20 protein-coding genes and 1 tRNA gene are annotated in these 19,362 nt (G+C 73.1%); 13 read left to right on the forward strand and 8 right to left on the reverse strand.

All coding sequences use genetic code 11. The features are described 5' to 3' along the window. Positions 1 to 72: 72 nt before the first annotated feature. On the forward strand, positions 73 to 816 hold the full coding sequence (locus CG719_RS07470; RefSeq protein ID WP_100567719.1) for a molybdopterin-dependent oxidoreductase: 744 nt from the start codon (positions 73 to 75) through the stop codon (positions 814 to 816). Next, positions 800 to 1,426, forward strand: a complete 627-nt coding sequence (locus CG719_RS07475; RefSeq protein ID WP_100567720.1) for a cytochrome b/b6 domain-containing protein — start codon at positions 800 to 802, stop codon at positions 1,424 to 1,426. The genes CG719_RS07470 and CG719_RS07475 overlap by 17 nt, the downstream gene beginning before the upstream one ends. Positions 1,427 to 1,751: 325 nt before the next feature. Here the strand turns inward: CG719_RS07475 and CG719_RS07480 are convergent, their stop codons facing one another. Next, the gene (locus tag CG719_RS07480) at positions 1,752 to 3,149 is read right to left on the reverse strand and encodes a GntT/GntP/DsdX family permease (protein WP_100567721.1); all 1,398 of its coding nucleotides are present in this window, start codon (positions 3,147 to 3,149) and stop codon (positions 1,752 to 1,754) included. 79 nt (positions 3,150 to 3,228) lie between these two features. After that, entirely contained in the window at positions 3,229 to 3,768 is a 540-nt protein-coding gene (locus tag CG719_RS07485; RefSeq protein ID WP_100567722.1) for a gluconokinase, read from the reverse strand. A 142-nt stretch (positions 3,769 to 3,910) separates the two neighbouring features. On the opposite strand from CG719_RS07485, the gene CG719_RS07490 reads away from it, so the two are divergent. Next, positions 3,911 to 4,615, forward strand: a complete 705-nt coding sequence (locus tag CG719_RS07490) for a FadR/GntR family transcriptional regulator (protein WP_100567723.1) — start codon at positions 3,911 to 3,913, stop codon at positions 4,613 to 4,615. A gap of 13 nt (positions 4,616 to 4,628) precedes the next feature. On the opposite strand, the gene CG719_RS07495 is transcribed toward CG719_RS07490, so the two are convergent. Further along, a complete protein-coding gene (locus tag CG719_RS07495) occupies positions 4,629 to 5,006 on the reverse strand; it encodes a YchJ family protein (protein WP_100567724.1) in 378 nt (125 codons plus the stop codon). A gap of 209 nt (positions 5,007 to 5,215) precedes the next feature. On the opposite strand from CG719_RS07495, the gene CG719_RS07500 reads away from it, so the two are divergent. Beyond that, on the forward strand, positions 5,216 to 5,527 hold the full coding sequence (locus CG719_RS07500; RefSeq protein ID WP_100567725.1) for a dsRBD fold-containing protein: 312 nt from the start codon (positions 5,216 to 5,218) through the stop codon (positions 5,525 to 5,527). A 12-nt stretch (positions 5,528 to 5,539) separates the two neighbouring features. Further along, positions 5,540 to 6,832, forward strand: a complete 1,293-nt coding sequence (locus tag CG719_RS07505) for a phosphoribosyltransferase family protein (protein ID WP_100567726.1) — start codon at positions 5,540 to 5,542, stop codon at positions 6,830 to 6,832. Positions 6,833 to 6,930: 98 nt separating this feature from the next. Here CG719_RS07505 and CG719_RS07510 read toward each other — a convergent pair. Continuing rightward, a tRNA-Leu gene (locus CG719_RS07510) sits at positions 6,931 to 7,018 on the reverse strand. Positions 7,019 to 7,223: 205 nt separating this feature from the next. On the opposite strand from CG719_RS07510, the gene CG719_RS07515 reads away from it, so the two are divergent. The 3 genes from CG719_RS07515 (at position 7,224) to CG719_RS37330 (ending at position 10,050) form a co-directional block, all read left to right on the forward strand. Continuing rightward, complete coding sequence (locus CG719_RS07515; RefSeq protein ID WP_100567727.1) at positions 7,224 to 8,549, forward strand: M20/M25/M40 family metallo-hydrolase; 1,326 nt, start codon at positions 7,224 to 7,226, stop codon at positions 8,547 to 8,549. Positions 8,550 to 8,740: 191 nt separating this feature from the next. After that, positions 8,741 to 8,974 carry a chaplin ChpH gene (gene chpH, locus CG719_RS07520; protein WP_100567728.1) on the forward strand — a complete coding sequence of 78 codons (234 nt, stop codon included), beginning with the start codon at positions 8,741 to 8,743 and terminating at the stop codon, positions 8,972 to 8,974. Positions 8,975 to 9,165: 191 nt separating this feature from the next. Then, entirely contained in the window at positions 9,166 to 10,050 is an 885-nt protein-coding gene (locus CG719_RS37330; protein ID WP_100567729.1) for a chaplin, read from the forward strand. A gap of 98 nt (positions 10,051 to 10,148) precedes the next feature. Here CG719_RS37330 and CG719_RS07530 read toward each other — a convergent pair whose 3' ends face one another. Further along, on the reverse strand, positions 10,149 to 10,337 hold the full coding sequence (locus tag CG719_RS07530; protein WP_100567730.1) for a DUF5703 family protein: 189 nt from the start codon (positions 10,335 to 10,337) through the stop codon (positions 10,149 to 10,151). A gap of 47 nt (positions 10,338 to 10,384) precedes the next feature. Here CG719_RS07530 and CG719_RS07535 point away from each other — a divergent pair, with 47 nt between their 5' ends. Continuing rightward, on the forward strand, positions 10,385 to 11,119 hold the full coding sequence (locus tag CG719_RS07535; protein WP_100567731.1) for a hypothetical protein: 735 nt from the start codon (positions 10,385 to 10,387) through the stop codon (positions 11,117 to 11,119). Between the two features lie 105 nt (positions 11,120 to 11,224). Here the strand turns inward: CG719_RS07535 and CG719_RS07540 are convergent, their stop codons facing one another. After that, a complete protein-coding gene (locus tag CG719_RS07540; protein ID WP_100567732.1) occupies positions 11,225 to 13,639 on the reverse strand; it encodes a helix-hairpin-helix domain-containing protein in 2,415 nt (804 codons plus the stop codon). After that, on the reverse strand, positions 13,636 to 14,619 hold the full coding sequence (locus CG719_RS07545) for an aldo/keto reductase (protein WP_100567966.1): 984 nt from the start codon (positions 14,617 to 14,619) through the stop codon (positions 13,636 to 13,638). Before CG719_RS07545 ends, CG719_RS07540 begins: the two co-directional genes overlap by 4 nt. Positions 14,620 to 14,795: 176 nt before the next feature. Between CG719_RS07545 and CG719_RS07550 the strand changes: the two genes are divergently transcribed. Next, positions 14,796 to 15,851, forward strand: a complete 1,056-nt coding sequence (locus CG719_RS07550) for an LLM class F420-dependent oxidoreductase (RefSeq protein WP_100567967.1) — start codon at positions 14,796 to 14,798, stop codon at positions 15,849 to 15,851. Between the two features lie 208 nt (positions 15,852 to 16,059). Here CG719_RS07550 and CG719_RS07555 read toward each other — a convergent pair whose 3' ends face one another. Next, positions 16,060 to 17,058, reverse strand: coding sequence for a magnesium and cobalt transport protein CorA (locus CG719_RS07555; RefSeq protein WP_100567733.1), 999 nt, complete (start codon positions 17,056 to 17,058; stop codon positions 16,060 to 16,062). A 61-nt stretch (positions 17,059 to 17,119) separates the two neighbouring features. Here CG719_RS07555 and CG719_RS07560 point away from each other — a divergent pair, with 61 nt between their 5' ends. The 3 genes from CG719_RS07560 (at position 17,120) to CG719_RS07570 (ending at position 19,270) form a co-directional block, all read left to right on the forward strand. Then, entirely contained in the window at positions 17,120 to 17,806 is a 687-nt protein-coding gene (locus tag CG719_RS07560; protein WP_100567734.1) for a histidine phosphatase family protein, read from the forward strand. A 79-nt stretch (positions 17,807 to 17,885) separates the two neighbouring features. Continuing rightward, positions 17,886 to 18,476, forward strand: coding sequence for a DUF3090 domain-containing protein (locus CG719_RS07565; RefSeq protein WP_100567735.1), 591 nt, complete (start codon positions 17,886 to 17,888; stop codon positions 18,474 to 18,476). Next, positions 18,440 to 19,270, forward strand: a complete 831-nt coding sequence (locus CG719_RS07570) for an SCO1664 family protein (protein ID WP_199836555.1) — start codon at positions 18,440 to 18,442, stop codon at positions 19,268 to 19,270. The genes CG719_RS07565 and CG719_RS07570 overlap by 37 nt, the downstream gene beginning before the upstream one ends. The last annotated feature ends 92 nt before the right edge of the window (positions 19,271 to 19,362 follow it).

Below are 19,362 nucleotides of genomic sequence, written 5' to 3' on the forward strand. Positions count from 1 at the left end.
AAACAATGACGGAAGTCTGACGAGCACTCGCGATCCCTGGCCCGCCCGGGGCGCGGGTGTTCGAATGAAGACGTGAACCCCGAACTCCCCCAGGACGAGGGGCGGCCAGAGGAGGAGGGCCGCCCCGTCGGCCGCCGCGTCTTCCTCGCCACCCTCGGCCTCGGCGCCCTCGGCGTGGCCACCGCGCCCACACTCCAACGCGGCATGGAGGGCCTGCTCGGCGCGGTGTCCGGCAAGGACCCCACCGGTCTGACCGGCCTGCTGCCGAACGGCGGCGGCTTCCGCTACTACTCGGTCGCCGCCTCCGTCCCGCACAAGGACGCCACGGACTACCGCCTCACCGTCGACGGCCTCGTCGACCACCCCGCCACCTACACGCTGGACGACCTCAGGGCCCTGCCCCGGACCCGGCTGGTCCGCGACGTCCAGTGCGTCACCGGCTGGCGGGTGCCCGGCACCCCCTTCGAGGGCGTACGGCTCTCCCGGCTGCTCGACGCGGCCGGAGTGCGGGCGGGCGCCCGGGCCGTCCGCTTCACCTGCTTCGACGGCACCTACACCGAGAGCCTCACCCTCGCCCAGGCCCGCCGCCCCGACGTGCTCGTCGCGCTGCGCATGCAGGGCAAGGACCTGGCCCACGCGCACGGCGGGCCGGTCCGCCTGTACGTGGCCCCCATGTACTTCTACAAGTCGGCCAAGTGGCTCTCCGGCATCACCGTCACCGACCGCGTCGAGCCCGGCTACTGGGAGAACCTCGGCTACGACGTCGACGCCTGGGTCGGCCGTTCGAACGGACGCAGCGATGTCCCTACGAGCTGACGCCCCGGCCCCGCCCGGCACCCGTGTCCGCCGCTTCACCCGGGCCGAGCGGTGGGTGCACCGGACCACGGCCGCGCTCATGGGCGTGTGCGTGGTCACGGCGGCCTGCCTGTACATCCCCCAGCTCGCCGAGCTGGTCGGCCGGCGCGAACTGGTCGTCCGCGTCCACGAGTGCGCGGGCCTCGCCCTGCCCGTACCGGTCCTGCTGGGCCTGGCCTCCCGCGCCTTCCGCGCCGACCTGCGCTTCCTCAACCGCTTCGGCCGGCACGACCGGGTCTGGTTGCGCGCCGCCCTGCGCCGCGACCGCCGGCCCGCCTCCCGCCCGGCCGGAAAGTTCAACGCCGGCCAGAAGATCTACGCCGCCTGGATCGCCGGGGCCGGCCTGGTCATGCTCGGCACGGGACTGATGATGTGGTTCACCCACCTCACCCCGGTGGCCTGGCGCACCAGCGCCACCTTCGTGCACGACTGGCTCGCCCTGACCGTCGGCGTCGTCCTGGCCGGCCACATCGGCATGGCCCTCGGCGACCCGGAGGCACGCCGAGGCCTGCGCACCGGCCTGGTGACCCGCGCGTGGGCGGACGAGCAGCACCCGCTGTGGCGGCCGTAGAGCCACCGCGCGGGCCCGAGAGCCGGCGGCGCGGGCACGAACGGAAGCGGCGGCCGTGACCGGGTGGTGCCCCGGTCACGGCCGCCGCCCGACCGCGTATCCCTAGGGCCTCTCGTTTGGATCATGCCGGGCTCGCGGGGCCTGGCACCGCTCCCCCAAGCTCTTCGAGCAGGGGGCACCCCCAGCGGCGTTGTCGTCGGTTGGCAGGGCTCCGCCCTGCCGCCCTCCTCCGCCTTGCGATGCTCCCCCACTGCCTGAACGGCGTGGGAGGTGCCCCCAGCACCAGACCCCGCTCCCTGATCCGGCCTGATCCAAACGAAAGAACCTAGATCACCAGGGACAGCAGCAGCACCAGGGCGCCCGCCACCACCGAGATGATCGTCTCCATGACCGACCAGCTCTTGATCGTCTGGCCGACGCTCAGCCCGAAGTACTCCTTCACCAGCCAGAACCCGGCGTCGTTGACATGGCTGAAGAACAGCGAGCCGGCACCGATGGCCAGCACCAGCAGAGCGGCGTGGGTGCTCGACATGTCGGCCGCGAGCGGGGCGGCCAGACCGGCCGCCGAGATGGTCGCCACGGTCGCCGAACCGGTCGCGAGCCGGATCGCCACCGCGATCAGCCAGCCGAGGAGCAGCGCCGGGATCGACCAGTCCTTGGAGATGTCCAGGACCATCTGGCCCACACCGGCGTCGATCAGCGTCTGCTTGAAGCCGCCGCCCGCGCCCACGATCAGCAGGATGCCGGCGATGGGCATGAGGCCCTTCTCGACGGTCGAGGAGATCCGCTCCTTGCTGAACCCGGCCGGCATCCCCAGCGTGAAGACGCCGAGGAGCACGGCGGCGAGCAGCGCGATCATCGGGGAGCCGATGACGTCGAAGACACGCTGGGTCATGTTCGCCGGGTCGTCCACGACGATGTCGACCAGGGCCTTGGCCAGCATCAGCACCACCGGGAGCAGCACCGTGGCCAGCGTGGCGCCGAAGCCCGGACGCCGCTGGAGCTCCTCCGACGGGCGCTGGGGCAGCATCCGCTCAGGGACGGGAACGTCCACCCAGCGGGCCGCGACCTTGGCGAACAGCGGACCGGCTATGACCACCGTGGGTATGGCGACGAGGATGCCCAGCGCCAGCGTCACGCCCAGGTTGGCCTTGACGGCGTCGATGGCGACCAGCGGGCCGGGGTGCGGCGGGATCAGGCCGTGCATCACGGACAGACCGGCCAGCGCCGGCACACCGATGCGCATCAGGGAGTAGTTGCCGCGCTTGGCCACCATCAGCACGACCGGGATCAGCAGCACGATGCCGACCTCGAAGAACAGCGGCAGACCGATCACGGACGCGATCAGCACCATCGCCCACGGCATCGCCCAGCCCCTGGCCTTCGCCAGGATCGTGTCGACGACCTGGTCGGCGCCGCCGGAGTCGGCGAGCAGCTTGCCGAGGATCGCGCCGAGGGCGATCAGCACGCCCACGCCGGCGACGGTGGAGCCCAGGCCGGCGGTGAAGCTGGCGATCGCCTTGTCGAGCGGTGCCCCGGCGACCGCGCCGAGCACCAGTGTTCCGATGGTCAGGGACAGGAAGGCGTGCAGCTTGAACCGGGTGATGAGCAGGACGATGACGGCGATGCCCACGAGTGCGGCGATGCCGAGCTGGGCATGGCCGGCCGAGGTGATCGGCGGGGGCGCGTCCGCTGCCAGCATCTCGACGCTGAGTCTGGTCACGGTGTTCCCTTGCTGGTGAAGAGGGACGGTGGGGAGAGGTGTGCCGCAGTCGGCGAGCGTGGGGGTGAGGCTCCGCGGCTCAGGGCCGCTGCTCCTCGGCGGACTGCGAAGAGCTGTCGAGGCCGTCCAGCGCGGACAAGGCGCGTGCGGTGATCTCCTCGGGCGACCCGGAGACGTCGACGTCGACGCCCCGCTCGTCCCGCTGGAGCGGCTCCAGCGTGGCGAACTGGGAGTCCAGCAGCGCCGTCGGCATGAAGTGCCCCTGACGCTGCGCCATCCGGTCCTCGATCAGCTTCCGGTCGCCCGTCAGGTGCACGAAGACGACGCCGGGAGCCGCGGCCCGCAGCCGGTCGCGGTACGACCGCTTCAGCGCCGAGCTGCTCACCACCCCGCCGAGCCCCGCCCGCCCGTGCGCCCAGGCACCGATGGCATCCAGCCACGGCCACCGGTCCTCGTCGCGGAGCGGGATCCCGGCCGTCATCCTGTCGATGTTGGCCCGCGGGTGGAAGTCGTCGCCCTCGGCGTACGGAACGCCGAGCCGGGCGGCGAGCAGGGGACCGATCGTGGTCTTGCCCGTGCCGGCGACGCCCATCACCACGACGACGTGGGGGGTACGCATCACTGCCTCGCTGTCTTCCTCGACATGGGACGCCGACATCCGGCGTCCGCCACACTGAAACCTATAGGTACGACTAATTCAAGGGTGTGTGACATATAAGTCTGACTTTTTGGGATCGTGATCCGCCCCGTACGCTGAGTGCATGAGCACACCGGGCCGAGGGCTGCACGGCCGCGTACTGGACACCCTCGGCCCCGCCATCACCGCGGGCGAGTACCCGCCGGGCAGCGTGCTGCGTACCGACGAACTCGCACAGCGCTTCGACGTATCACGCTCCGTGATGCGCGAGGCGGTGCGCGTCCTGGAGTCCATGCACCTGGTCGCCTCACGCCGCCGCGTCGGCGTGACCGTCCTCCCCCGGACCGAGTGGAACGTCTACGACCCGCAGGTCATCCGCTGGCGCCTGGCCGGCGCCGACCGGCCCCGGCAACTGCGCTCGCTGACCGTGCTGCGCTCCGCCGTCGAACCGGTCGCCGCGGGCCTGGCCGCCCGGCTCGCCACCCCCGAGCAGTGCGCCGAACTCACCGAGTGCGCCCTCGGCATGGTGGCCAACTCACGCGGCCACAACCGGCTTCAGGCGTACCTGGTCCACGACATCGCCTTCCACCGGGTGATCCTCGGCGCCTCCGGGAACGAGATGTTCGCCCGTCTCGGCGACGTGGTCGCCGAGGTCCTGGCGGGCCGCACCCACCACGAGGTCATGTTCGAGGAGCCCGACCCCGCGGCCGTCACCCTCCACGTCCAGCTCGCCGAGGCGGTCCGGGCCCGCGACGAGGACCTCGCCGAGCGGCTGACCCGCGAGATCACCACGGGAGCCCTCCAGGAACTGGACGTCCTGGCGCCGTAGCCCGGCGCTCGCCTCACTGCTCGGGGAAGTCCCCGTCCACGTACACCCACGCCCCGTCGACCCGCTCGAACCGGCTGCGTTCGAGCAGCGAGCCGCCGCGGTAGGACGCCCGGAACGTCACCGTCCCGGTGCCGTGGAAGGCCGATCCGTCCGTCGTGCCGAGGATCTCCAGCCCCGTCCAGCGCATCCCGGGATCGAGGTCGAGCCGCGCCGGCCGGGTCCGCGGGTGCCAGGTCCGCAGCAGATATCCCGCGTCCCGCCGCACGAAGGCGCAGTACCGCGACCGCATCAGCGCCTCGGCGGTCGGCGCGGCGGCCGCACCGCCGTGATAGCGGCCGCAGCAGCTCTCGTACGGCTCGGGCAGCCCGCACGGGCAGGAACGCGTGGTCATGCCCCCCATTCTGCCCGCGGCGGCGCACCCGCCCGCCGCCGGTACGGCCGCTGCCCCGGTTCGTCCCCTGCCCGTACGCCCTCCGCTCCCTCGCGCCCGTGCGGCACGGGCGCGAGGGAGGCACAGTGGAAGCACGGAGGCTACGCCGGGTCGCTCGTCGCCTCGACGCCGTGGCCTTGCCTCCCACCGGAGTTGAGGAGACACGGACGATGACTCGACCCGTCGGCAGCCGGCCTCCGTCCGTCAAGGAGTGGCGGCTCAGTCTGTACCTTTCGGAACACGACCCGGACACCACCGCCCGGATCGTCCTGGACACCGGCGACAACGTCATGGAGACCCGCGCGGAGGCCCGCCGCAATCCGTACGACAGGGCCGTGCCCGAGATCGGCGACGAACTCGCGGCCGGCCGCGCGCTGATCGCACTCGGCCGCGAGCTGCTGCGCGCCGCCGCGGGCGACATCGACGCGGTGGGAGCGCCCGAGGCCACGCCTCCCGCTCCCCTGTGGACCTCCAGGGAGTGAAGGAGCCGCACGGTGCTCTTCACGGACCGTATCGACGCGGGACGGCGGCTGGCCGCCCGCCTGGACCACCTCACCGGCCAGGACGTCGTGGTGCTCGGCCTGCCCAGGGGCGGCGTCCCCGTGGCCGAGGCCGTCGCGGACGCCCTCGGCGCACCGCTGGACGTGTGCCTGGTGCGGAAGCTGGGCGTCCCCTCCCATCCGGAGCTGGGCATGGGGGCGATCGGCGAGGACGGCGTACGCGTCCTCGGCGAGGACGTGCTGCGCGAGGCGCGCGTCACACCCGGGGAGCTCGCGCGCGTCGAGGAACGCGAACGCCGCGAACTCGACCGGCGTGCCGCGCGCTACCGGGGCGAACGGCCGCCCGCCGCCGTCGCGGGCCGGACCGTCGTGGTCGTCGACGACGGGGTGGCCACCGGCTCGACCGCACGCGCGGCCTGCCGGACGGTACGCGCCCGCGGGGCCGCGCGGACCGTGCTGGCGGTCCCCGTCGCACCGCCGGACTGGACGTACCGGCTCGGCGGCGAGGCGGACGAGCTGGTCTGCCTGGACACCCCGCCGGACTTCTTCGCGGTCGGCCAGTTCTACGCCGACTTCGCCCAGCTCGACGACGAGGACGTCGTCGCCTGCCTCCACCGGGCGGCGGCCCGCTCCCGCGGGGTCCCCGTCGACCGCGAGGTGGAGGTGGCGGCCGGCTCCGTGCGGCTCGGCGGCCACCTGACCGTGCCCCCCGGTGCCGTCGGCGTCGTGGTCTTCGCCCACGGCAGCGGCAGCGGACGGCACAGCCCGCGGAACCGGTTCGTCGCCGAGGGCCTGAACCGCGCCGGACTCGGCACCCTCCTGTTCGACCTGCTCACCGAGGAGGAGGCGGAGGAGCGGGCCAACGTGTTCGACACCGCGCTGCTGGCCGCCCGGCTCACCGCCGCCACCGACTGGCTGCGCGGCCGGCCCGGCACCGAGCGGCAGGCGGTCGGCTACTTCGGCGCCAGCACCGGCGCGGCCGCCGCCCTCCGGGCCGCGGCGGAACCCGGCGCGGACATCGCCGCCGTGGTCTCCCGCGGCGGCCGTCCCGACCTCGCCGGGCCGCGCCTGCCGGACGTGACCGCTCCCACGCTGCTGATCGTGGGCGGTGCCGACGACCTGGTCCTCGGCCTCAACCGCGAGGCGCAGGCCCGTCTGCGCTGCGAGAGCCGCCTCAGCGTCGTTCCCGGCGCCACCCACCTCTTCGAGGAGCCCGGCGCCCTGGAGACGGTGACCGAACTGGCCCGGGACTGGTTCACGGACCACCTGGCGGCCGCGCACGTGTAGCCCGGGGCCGGTACGCGGTGTGTGCCGGCGCGGTGCGCGGGCGCGGTGGGAACGCCAAAAACGGTGTCGACCGACAAGCGGTCGACACCGTCTTCTGGTGGTGTCCGAGGGGGGACTTGAACCCCCACGCCCGATAAAGGGCACTAGCACCTCAAGCTAGCGCGTCTGCCATTCCGCCACCCGGACGAGGTGTCTGTCGTGCGGGTCTTCCCGCGGCGACGAAGGAAACATTACCAGGCTTTCGGGCAGGTCCGATCACCTGCCCTGCCCCCAGGCCGCGCGGGCGCGGGCCGGGGCGGGAGGCTCTCTTGGGGTTGGCGCGGGGGAGGGGGAGGATGAGTGGACCACCGGCACACGGGGTGGCCACCAGCACACAGCGGGAGGAAGCAGCGTGAGCGAGACGGGCACGGCCAGGGGCGTCACCGGCGAGGACGAGGTCGTGGACCTCTGCCGCGAGCTGATCCAGATCGACACCAGCAACTACGGCGACCACTCGGGGCCGGGTGAGCGCGCGGCGGCCGAGTACGTCGCCGAGAAGCTCGCCGAGGTGGGCCTGGAGCCGAAGATCTTCGAGTCGCACCCGGGCAGGGCCTCCACGGTGGCCCGTATCGAGGGCGAGGACCCCTCCCGGCCCGCGCTGCTGATCCACGGCCACACCGACGTCGTACCGGCCAACGCCGACGACTGGACCCACCACCCCTTCTCCGGCGAGGTCGCGGACGGGTGCGTGTGGGGCCGCGGCGCGGTCGACATGAAGGACATGGACGCGATGACGCTGGCGGTCGTGCGCGACCGGCTGCGCAGCGGGCGCAGGCCTCCGCGGGACATCGTGCTCGCCTTCCTCGCCGACGAGGAGGCGGGCGGCACGTACGGCGCCCGGTACCTGGTGGACCGGCACCGGGACCTGTTCGAGGGGGTCACCGAGGCGATCAGCGAGGTCGGCGGGTTCTCCTTCACCGTCAGCGAGCAGCGGCGGCTGTACCTGATCCAGACGGCCGAGAAGGGCATGCACTGGATGAAGCTGACCGTGGCCGGCACCGCGGGGCACGGCTCGATGATCCACCGGGACAACGCGATCACCGAGCTGTCGGAGGCCGTGGCACGGCTCGGGCGGCACAGGTTCCCGGTGCGGGTGACCAAGACCACCCGCGCCTTCCTGGACGAACTGGGCGACGCGCTCGGCACCGAGCTCGACCCGGAGGACATGGACGGCACCATCGCCAAGCTCGGCGGCATCGCCAAGCTCATCGGCGCGACCCTGAGCAACACCGCCAACCCCACGCAGCTGGGCGCCGGTTACAAGGTCAACGTCATCCCGGGCGAGGCGACCGCGCACGTCGACGGACGGTTCCTGCCCGGCTTCGAGGAGGAGTTCCTCGCGGACCTGGACCGGATCCTGGGACCGAAGGTCAAGCGCGAGGACCTGCACGCCGACAAGGCCGTGGAGACCACCTTCGACGGGGCCCTGGTGGAGGCGATGCAGTCCGCGCTGCTGGCCGAGGACCCGGCCGCGAAGGCCATCCCGTACATGCTCTCCGGCGGTACCGACGCCAAGTCCTTCGACGACCTGGGCATCCGGGGCTTCGGCTTCGCGCCGCTGAAGCTGCCGCCGGAGCTGGACTTCGCGGGCATGTTCCACGGCGTGGACGAGCGGGTGCCGGTGGACGGCCTGAAGTTCGGGGTGCGCGTGCTCGACCGGTTCATCGACGCGTCCTGAGACGCGTCCTGAGGCGTGTCCTGCGATCCACCCGGTCTGTCATCACCGGCTTGACCCCGGTATTCGACCACGCGTGCGGGAATGACCGGGACGGGTGAATGCGACCATAAGCTCGTATCCCGATTAGTTCCTCCTCGTTACAGGTGATGCGATCAGCAACATGAGATCGCTTTTGCCAACGAGGAGGAATAATGATCAAGAAGGTCGTCGCTGCCGCGGTCGCCACCGGTGGACTGGTTCTCGCGGGTGCCGGGATGGCCGCCGCCGACTCGGGCGCCCAGGGTGCTGCCGTGCAGTCCCCGGGTGTCCTTTCCGGCAACGTCATCCAGGTGCCCGTTCACGTGCCGGTGAACGTGTGCGGCAACACGATCTCGGTGATCGGGCTGCTGAACCCCGCCTTCGGCAACACCTGCGTCAACCACTGACGTTGTGCCCCGCCCCGTGAGGGTCTGACTCCATCGACTCCGTGGGGGGTCTGAACCCGTCGGCCCCGGAGCGCCCGCCATGCGCTCCGGGGCCGACCGGTTTGCAGGCGCGGTCCCGACGTCGGAACTCCGACGGGTGCGGCCGCGCGTTCCGGAAGGTTCGAGAAGGTCGAAGGCAGGGATTCAGCAACATGCGACAGGTCACCCGCAAGGGCCTGATGACGGTGGCCGCGGCCACCGGTGTGATCGCCGCGGCGAGCGGTTACGCCCATGCCGACGCGGGCGCGTCCGGCGCCGCGTCCGGCTCACCGGGCGTGCTGTCCGGCAACACGGTGCAGGTGCCGGTGCACGTGCCGGTGAACGTCTGCGGCAACACGATCAACGTCGTCGGGCTGCTCAACCCGGCGGCGGGCAACACCTGCGTCCAGCAGGGCGGCAGCCACGCGGGCGGGAACAACGGCGGCTCCCACGCTGAGGGGCGCACCAGCGGCTCGCCGGGCGTCGGCTCCGGCAACACGGTGCAGGTGCCGGTCGACGTGCCCGTCAACGTCTGCGGCAACAGTGTCGACGTGATCGGCGTGGCCAACCCGGCCCTGGGCAACCACTGCGCCAACGGCGGCGGGAGCCACACCACGCCTCCCGGCGGCGACCGGGAGGTCCCGCCCGGCACGCCGAGGCACCCGGGCCACCCCGGTCACCCGAGCCACCCGGGACACCCGAGCCACCCGGGACACCCCGGTCACCCGAGCCACCCCGGGAACCCGGGGACGCCCGGGAACCCCGGCACTCCGGGAACGCCGGACACTCCGGGAACTCCTGGAAACCCCGGCACTCCGGGCACTCCCGAGACGCCTGGTACGCCCTCCACGCCTCCCTCCGCGGGTGGCGGCAGCGGCACCCCCGGTGGCTCGACGCGGGTGAACCACCCGGCCGCGCATTCAGTCACCGTGGCCGACAGGGCGCAACTCGCCCAGACCGGCAGCGAACTGCCGATGGGCACCGTCCTGCCGGTGGGCGCGGGCGCGCTGCTCGCGGGTGCCGTGCTGTACCGCAGGGCACGGGCCTCGGCCAGGTAGTCCGGCGACGGCCGAGTGTCAGGCGGCCTGACGGCTGTGCGCATGACAAGGCGGGCCTCGCGTCGAGCGGGGCCCGCCGTGGCTCGGGCCGCCTCAGCTCACCACGTGGCGCGCACCTGGCGGATGATCCGCCGGCGCAACCGCACCCTGCGGCTGCCGTCGCGCAGCAGGCTCAGACGGTGCAACTCCCAGTGTCCGTACTCGGCGTGGTCCGTCAGCAGACGTGCCGTCTCCTTGCGGGACACCCCGCGCGGGACATGCACGTCGACAAATTCGTATTCCGGCATCGCATCTATTGTGCGGGCTGGGGCCCGGTACGGATAGCGTCTGCACTATGTCTGATGCTGCGCAGCCCACCGCTGCCGAGGTACGCGCCGCCGCCGAGGCGGTCAAGACCGCGCTCGACCGCCACCTGGCCGCGGTCGAACGCCGGTCGGGGGACGAGGACCCGGCCGTCTACGAGGCGTTCAACCAGCTGGCCGCGGCCGCGGAGGCGTACGACGAGCTGCTCTACGACCGCTACGACGAGGTCACGCCCTTCGAGATCCCCGGTGACGACTCGCTGCCGCCGTACACGGGCCCCGAGGAACCGAACGCGATCAGCGTGCTGATCCGCCGCGACTACGCCGTGGCCGAGCCGCAGCGGCTGCTGGCGCAGGCCCAGCGGGTGGAGGCCGCGGACTCCGACGCCGTCCTGGGCACCGCCGAGGGCGCCTCCGGCACGGTGCACGGGGCCATCGGCATCCTGTTCGGCGAGTTCGAACCGGACGAGATCGCCTCCCGGCACAAGGAGTTCGGCCTGGAGGAGGGCGACTCCACACTGTGGGTCACCGCCGCGGACGAGCCCGCCGACCCGGGCGACTGGCTGGACGCCCCCTTCGAGCACGTCGATCCGGAACGGGTCGTGTGCCGCTTCGACGTCAGCGCGGTCTTCGACGAAGAGGACGACTTCAACGCGCCCCTCGACGACGACCTCGAAGAGGATGAGGACGAGGACCTCGACGAGGACGACTTCAACGCGCCCCTCGACGACGAGGACCTGGAACCGCTGGACGCGAACGACCGCTGAGGCCGTCGGCGGACCGGCGGCCGGCCGTTCCGCCCGGCCGCGCGCCGGTGGGCCGGGCCGCGCGCCGGGTGGTTCCGCGGCGGCCGAGTCGTGTGTTCCGGGCGGTCAGCCGGCCGTCCCCTCCTGGGCCCCGGGGTCCTGCGCCGGAGGCTGGAGCAGGGCGGGCAGACGGGTCGTACGGGGCTTGGCCGGGACCTCGGCAACGGCCCGCGGGAGCGCCTGCTCCACGCCGTGCACCACGGACAGATGCCGGGCGGCCCTGCTGAACGCCGTGCAGACCCACGGGCGGCTGAGCGCCTGTGCCGCGTCGCCGGGCAGCACCACGACCACCGCCGGCCACCGGCCGCCCACCGCCTGATGCGCGGTCAGCGCCCACCCGTGCCGCAGACGAGTCTCCACCCGCTCCTTCGGGACCACCACGAGGGCACCCGAACAGGACAGGTGCAGCCCCTCGGCGTCGGCCTTCACCACATGACCGGGCAGCGTACGGCCCGGGGCGGGGGAGTAGGCGACCCGGTCGCCGGGGTCGAAACCGCCGAAGCGGCCGGGCCCCGGGTTGAGCCGCTCCTTCAGCGCCGCGTTCAGCGCGCGCGTGCCGGCCGCGCCGCCGTGACCGGGGGTGATCACCACGGTCTGCTCGGCCGGGATGCCGATCGCCCGCGGCACCGAGTCCGCGACGAGCTGCACGGTCCGGTGCACGGCCTCGCCCGCGTCCCGCACCGGGACGATCACGACCTCCTTGCCGGGCGCCGCCACCTGGTTCAGCTCGCCCACGCCGATGCCGGAGACCAGCTCGCCCAGCGGGCCCGGGTCCGGCACGCGCGAGGCGATCTGCGGGCACACCCGCGCCGCCAGCAGATCCGCGAACACCCGTCCCGGTCCCACGGACCACAGCACAGTCGGATCCCCGGCCAGCACCAGCCGCGCCCCGTCCGGCAGCGATTCGACCAGCAGGGCCGCCGTCTCGACGTCCAGCTGGGGCGCGTCGAGCACGACGAGGAGGTCGAGGGCGAGGGAGCCGTCCTCGTCCCGGCCGGGGCCCTCGGCGCCGGACAGCAGTCCGGCCACCGTGGCGACGGGGGGCGCGGACGCCTCAGCGGGTGCCTGCGACTCCTGTGCTTGCGGGAGCCGCCGGAGGAGCTGCCCGAAGCCGTCCCGGCCGAGTGGGCTGTGGGCGGCGGCCCAGGTGCGCAGTCCGAGGCGCCGTGCCTCGCCCAGCAGCCGCGCGGGCTCCACGCGGGACGCCTCCCCGCCGGTGTGCAGCACCAGGCAGTGCCCGGCAGCGGCGCGGAGCAACTCGGCGGCCGAGCCCTGGGCGGAGGCGGCGGCCCGCTCCCAGTCCGGGGCCGAACCGCCTTCCTTCGGCGTGGAGTTGATCAGGTGGGCGAGTCCGTCGGCCAGGCTCTCCTCGGCGAGCGCGTACCGCTCCAGGCCGACGAGCACGCGCACCGGGCGCTCGCCGTCCTCGTCCGCCTCCTCGGCGGCCGGGGCGTCCTCCAGGGCGTCCTGGAACGCCAGGGCCTCGCCCTCCGCCAGCGTGGCGTTCAGGGCCGCCTCGGGATCGGGCACCGCCCGCTGGGCCAGGGCGGCGGTCAGCGCCGGGGCCTCCAGGGCCGTGTGCCCGGCGAGGGCGGCCTGCTCCAGCAGCCACACGGTGAAGGCCCGGCCGCGGCGCTCGTCGTCCGGGCCGCACTCCGCGCCGAGCAGGGCGCGCGCGAATCCGTCGGCCTGCTCCGGTCGCACGCCGGTGACGTGCAGCAACTGCCAGGGGTCCTCGTGCAGCCGCTCCTCCGCGCCCTCGCCGAGAGCCGCGGCGACCTGCGGCGCGAGCGTCTCCGGGGCGCCGCCCCGGGCCAGCACCCGGCCCACCGCCTCGACGGTCCGAGGCTCCGGAGCGGCGGGTTCGCCGGTGGGCTCGGGGGCTTCGGTCATCGGCCGCCGTGCCGGTTCGGGGGCCGGGCGGCGCGGTGCGGGCTCGGGCTCGGCGAAGACGGTGGCCGCGGGCTTCTCGCCGCTCTCCACGGCGCGCACGGCGGCCAGCAGGTCGGCCGCGGTGCCGCTGAGCCTGCCGCCGCTCTCGATCGGACCCTTCCGCTCGGCCTTCCGCTGCTCGATCCGTTGCCGCTCGACCCGCGCGTGTGAGCCGTCCGTGCCGTCCGCCGACGTGTCGGCCCGCCCGTCCTCCGCGCCTGCCCGCCCGTTCGCCTCCGTGCCGGGCCGTCCGTCCTCCGCGCCTGCCCGCTCGGCCTCCTCCGCGCCGGACCGCTCGTCCGTCTCGGCATCCGACTGCCCGTCGTCCGCCAAGCCGCCGTCGCCCGCGTTGCCCTCCGGGCCGCTGTCCGAGTCCGGAGCGGCGTCCGTCCCCCCGGCTTCCGGCGTGCCGCCGCCCGCGTCGGCCTCCGCACCGCCCCCCGGCGTACCGCCCTCCACGACCGGGCCGTCGTGGCGCTGGCCGTTGTCCGCCCCGGGGTCCGGGGTGCCAGGCCCGGTCTGTTCCGTGGTCTCCGGCTCCGTGCTCACAGCGTGCTCCAGTCGTGATCGGGATAACGGTGCACGGGCTCCGACACGTCGTCGAGGGCCCGGCAGATCTCGTCAGGAAGACTAAGCGCCTCCACTGACAGCACGGCCGTGAGCTGCTGCGCGTTGCGGGTGCCGACGATCGGCGCGGCCACGCCGGGCCGGTCCCTGATCCAGGCGAGGGCCACCTCGAGCGGGGTCACCGCCAGCCCGTCCGCCGCCGTGGACACCGCGTCCACGATGCGGCCCGCGGTGTCGTCCAGGTACGGCTCGACGAACGGCGCCAGGTGCTCCGAGGCGCCCCGCGAGTCCGGCGGTGTCGCGTTGCGGTACTTGCCGGTCAGCACGCCTCGGCCCAGCGGTGAGGACGGCAGCAGACCGACGCCCAGGTCCAGCGCGGCGGGCAGCACCTCGCGCTCCACGCCGCGTTGCAGCAGCGAGTACTCCATCTGCGTGCTCGCCAGCCGCGTCCGGGCGCCGGGCGCCGCGAGCTGCCAGGTCGCCGCCTTGGCCAGTTGCCAGCCGCAGAAGTTGGAGACGCCCGCGTAGCGCACCCGGCCGCTGCCGACGGCGAGGTCGACCGCGTGCAGGGTCTCCTCCAGCGGCGTGTGCGGGTCGAAGGCGTGGACGTGCCAAACGTCGACGTAGTCCGTGCCGAGGCGGGCGAGGGAGGCGTCCAGCGCCGCCAGCAGATGGCCGCGGGAGCCGTCGAAGCGCCGGTCCGGGTCCGGCACGCTGCCGGCCTTGGTCGAGAGGACCAGGTCACGGCGGGGAACGAGACCTTCCATGAGCCGCCCGAGCAGATACTCGGCCTGTCCGTCGCCGTAGACGTCCGCCGTGTCGACGAGGGTGCCGCCCGCCTCCCAGAACACCTTCAGCATGTCCGCGGCGTCGTGCTCGTCGGTGTCCCGGCCCCAGGTGAGGGTGCCGAGGCCGATGCGGGACACGCGAAGGCCCGTACGGCCGAGATGCCTCTGCTCCATGGTCGCGAGATTACTGGCCACGGCCGACACGTGGGTGACCTGTGGACAACCCGGTTTCCGCCCTCCTGGCAGGCGCCGCGAACCCGCCGTACCGCAGGTCGTGCACTGCCGTGGGCCGCGGCGCCGCGCTAGTGTTCCCCGCACAACGGACGTTACTGATGGGTAAGGGGAACGGCATGCAGCTCGGGATCAACCTCGGCTACTGGGGTGCCGGCATGGACGCGGACAACCTGGCCGTGGCGCAGGAGGCGGACCGGCTCGGATACGCCGTGTGCTGGGCCGCCGAGGCCTACGGCTCGGACGCGGCCACCGTGCTCACCTGGGTCGCCGCACAGACCGAGCGCATCGACGTGGGCTCGGCCATCTTCCAGATCCCCGCCCGGCAGCCCGCGATGACGGCGATGACGGCCGCCACGCTGGACTCGCTGTCCGGCGGCCGCTTCCGGCTCGGCCTCGGCGTGTCGGGACCGCAGGTGTCCGAGGGCTGGTACGGCGTGAAGTTCGACAAGCCGCTGGCCCGCACCCGCGAGTACGTCGAGATCGTCCGCAGGGCGATGACGCGGGAGCGGCTGACGTACGACGGCGAGCACTGGACGCTGCCGCTGCCGGGCGGCCCCGGCAAGCCGATCAAGCTGACCGTGCACCCGCAGCGTGAGCACATCCCGCTCTACATCGCCGCCATCGGCCCAAAGAACCTGGAGCAGACCGGCGAGATCGCCGACGGCGCGCTGCTCATCTTCCCCTCCGCCGACCATCTGGAGGAGACCGCCGTCAAGCACCTGCGCGCGGGCCGGGAGAAGGCCGGCCTGACCCTGGACGGCTTCGACGTCTGCCCGACCCTGCCGCTGGCCGTCGGCGACGACAAGGACGTGTCCCGCCTCGCCGACACCTTCCGCCCCTACACCGCGCTGTATGTGGGCGGGATGGGCAGCCGCAAGCAGAACTTCTACAACCAGCTCGCCCGCCGCATGGGCTACGAGAAGGAGGCCGCCGAGATCCAGGACAAGTACCTGTCCGGCGACAAGCAGGGCGCCGCGGCCGCCGTACCGCAGCAGCTCATCGACCAGACCACGCTGCTCGGCTCCGTCGACAGGATCGCGGACCGCATGAAGGCCTACGCGGCGGCCGGGGTGACCACGCTGACCCTCGCCCCCGCGGGGTTCACGCTGGAGGAGCGGCTCGCCTCGCTCCGGGCCGGCACCGAGGCCCTGGAGCGCTCCGGGCTGGCGTGACCGCCCGCCGCGACAAGAGCGGGCGGCACGTCCGGGAGCTTTTCGCGGCCGTGGTGGGGGCTCGGGGGTCTTCCCCGCCACGGCCGTCACGGAGAACAACGCGCCGGCCGCCGCCCGGTTACGCCCGCGCCCGGCCTTGTTCCGCCCGGCCAGATGCTCCGCGTGTCCGGCGTCCACGCCGTGTGCGTCTCCGAGCGGCCGGTGGGCCCTACAGCCAGCCCCGTCGCTTGAACAGCCGGTACAGCAGCATCTCCAGAAGGGCCATCAGCAGGATCACGGCCGGGTAGGACCAGAGCCGGCGCAGCTCGGGCATGTGCGTGAAGTTCATGCCGTAGATGCCGGCGATCATCGTGGGCACCGCGGCCATGGCCGCCCACGCGGAGATCTTCCGCATGTCGTCGTTCTGCTGGACGCCGGTCTGCGCGAGGTGCGCCGACAGGACGTCCGAGACCAGCCGGTCCAGGCTCTCCACCGAGTCGTTGACCCGGCTCAGATGGTCACTGACGTCCCGGAAGAAGGGCCGCGCCCGGTCGTCCACGAACGGCACCGCAGGGTTGAACAGACCCGTGCCGGTGCCGCCCAGGCGGGACATCGGCAGCGCCAACGGGCCCGTCGCCCGCCGGAACTCCGTGACCCGGCGCTTGAAGGCGTAGATCCGTGAGGCGGAGTTCCGCGAGCCCCCGTCCGGCGAGAAGACCTCCGCCTCCAGCTCCTCCAGGCCCGCCTGGAGCTCGGCGGCCACGTCCAGGTAGTGGTCGACGGTGGTGTCGGCGATCGCGTACAGCACGGCGGTCGGGCCGTGGCCGAGCATCTCCGGCTCCTGTTCGAGACGGTGCCGCACGGCGGCCGGCCCGTCGCCCTCGCCATGGCGGACCGTCACCACGAACGAGTCGCCCAGGAAGATCATGATCTCGCCGGTGGAGACGGCGTCGCCACGCGGCTCGTACTCCACGGGCTTGAGCACCACGAACAGCGAGTCCTCGTAGACCTCCAGCTTGGGCCGCTGATGTGCCTTCAGCGCGTCCTCGACCGCCAGGGGATGCAGCGAGAACTCCTCGCTGACCAGGCCGAACTCCTCCTCGCTCGGCTCGTGCAGCCCCACCCACACGAAACCCCCGGCGGCCCGTGCCGCGGCCAGGGCACCAAAGAGGCCGCCGGACCCCGATGTGCGGTGGCCGTCGCGATAGACGGCGCAGTCGACGATCACAGAGTGTGTTCTCCCTTCGTCCGGTCACCACCCGAAGCGTCCGTACGCCTACCCTGGCCGCATGCCCACGCTGATCCTCGTCAGGCACGGACGCTCCACCGCCAACACCGCCGGGCTGCTCGCCGGCTGGACCCCCGGGGTCGCCCTGGACGAACGCGGCACCGCACAGGCCGCGGCGCTGCCGGGGCGGCTCGACGGACTGCCGATCGCCGAAGTCGTCACCAGCCCGCTCCAGCGCTGCCGGGAGACCGTGGGACCGCTGCTGGACTCCCGGCCGGAACTGACCGAGCACACGGACGAGCGGATCGGCGAGTGCGACTACGGCGACTGGTCCGGCCGCAAGCTCGCCGAACTCAAGGACGAGCCGCTGATGGAGGTGGTGCAGGCGCACCCCTCGGCCGCCGCGTTCCCCGGCGGCGAGTCCATGCGCGCGATGCAGACCCGCGCCGCCGAGGCGGTGCGCGAGTGGAACGCGCGCGTGGAGCGCGACCACGGCGCCGACGCCGTCTACCTCATGTGCTCCCACGGTGACATCATCAAGTCCCTCGTCGCGGAGGCGCTCGGACTTCATCTGGACCTCTTCCAGAGGATCTCCGTCGAACCCTGTTCCGTCACCGCGATCCGCTACACCCGGTTGCGGCCCTTCCTGGTGCGGCTCGGCGACACCGGGGACTTCGCGTCCCTGGCGCCGCGCGAGGAGCAGGAAGGCGGCGACGCACCGGTCGGGGGCGGCGCGGGCGCACCGTGATCGTCGGCCGCAGTAGGGTGAAGCGGTCGCCCTCGACTTCCCCATTCAGACGTACTCACGATTCCCATGGAGACAGGACGTGTCCCGTCAGGTGTTCCTCTACGACCCCCCGGACCGCTTCGTGGCCGGCACGGTCGGGCTGCCCGGGCGCCGTACGTTCTTCCTCCAGGCCGCCGCGGGCCCCCGGGTGACCAGCGTGGCCCTGGAGAAGACCCAGGTCGCCGCGCTCGCCGAGCGCATGGACGAACTGCTGGACGAGGTGCTGCGCCGCAGCGGCGGCAGCGCCTCCGTGCCCGCCGTGGCGCCCACCGAGATCGCCGACAGCGACCCGCTGGACACTCCCGTCGAGGAGGAGTTCCGGGTGGGCACCATGGCGCTCGCCTGGGACGGCGAGGAACAGCGCATGATTGTCGAGGCGCAGGCCCTCGTCGAGCTCGACGCGGAGTCCGAGGAGGACCTCGCCGAGGCCGAGGAGCGGCTGCTCCAGGACGAGGAGAACGGCCCCCCGATGCTGCGGGTCCGGCTCACCGGCGCGCAGGCGAGGGCCTTCGCCAAGCGTGCCCTCGACGTCGTCAACGCCGGGCGGCCGCCGTGCCCGCTGTGCAGTCTCCCGCTCGACCCGGAAGGACACGTATGTCCGCGCCAGAACGGATACCGCCGCGGCGCGTGACGCCCGGCGCCGAGGCCGCCGAACTGCTCGCCCACGGTGAGCTGACCGTGCGCGGCCGCATCCGCGAGGCCTCCAACGCGGCACTGTTCTGCACGGTCGCCCTGGACGGCCGTGAGGCGTCCTGCGTGTACAAGCCGGTCGCCGGTGAGCGGCCGCTGTGGGACTTCCCCGACGGCACCCTCGCCGCGCGCGAGGTGGCGGCGTACGAGGTCTCCGAGGCGACCGGCTGGTCCCTGGTGCCGCCCACCGTGCTGCGCGACGGCCCGTACGGCGAGGGCATGGTCCAGCTGTGGATCGAGGCGACCCCCGAGGCCGAGCTGCTCGCGCTGCTGGACGCCGAGGAACCCGGCCCGGGGTGGAAGGCGATCGGCTTCGCCGAGGTCGGCGAGGGGCGTACGGCCCTGCTGGTGCACGCCGACGACGAGCGGCTGCGCCGTCTTGCCGTCCTTGACGCGGTGATCAACAACGCCGACCGCAAGGGCGGCCATCTGCTGCCGACCACCGACGGGCACCTCTACGGCATCGACCACGGCGTCACCTTCAACATCGAGAACAAGCTGCGCACCCTGCTGTGGGGCTGGGCGGGCGACCCCCTGCCGCCGGAGGTCCTGGCCGTCCTCGAGATGCTGCGGGACGCCCTGCGCGACGGCGCCGCGCTCGCGGCCCGGCTGGCTGCCCTGATCACCCCGGCCGAACTCGACGCGACCCGGGCACGGGTGACCGCACTGCTCACCTCAGGCGCCCACCCGGAGCCGGCCGGGGACTGGCCGGCGATCCCGTGGCCGCCTGTCTGAAAGCAGAGGGGGACTGGCCGAGAGCGGATGGGCCGACCACCTTTCGGGGTGGTCCGGTTCGAAGACGGGACCGCGGTCCGGTTACGCTCATG

Origin of the sequence: Streptomyces sp. CB01373 (genome assembly GCF_002803075.1) — a bacterium.
Lineage (GTDB): Bacteria > Actinomycetota > Actinomycetes > Streptomycetales > Streptomycetaceae > Streptomyces.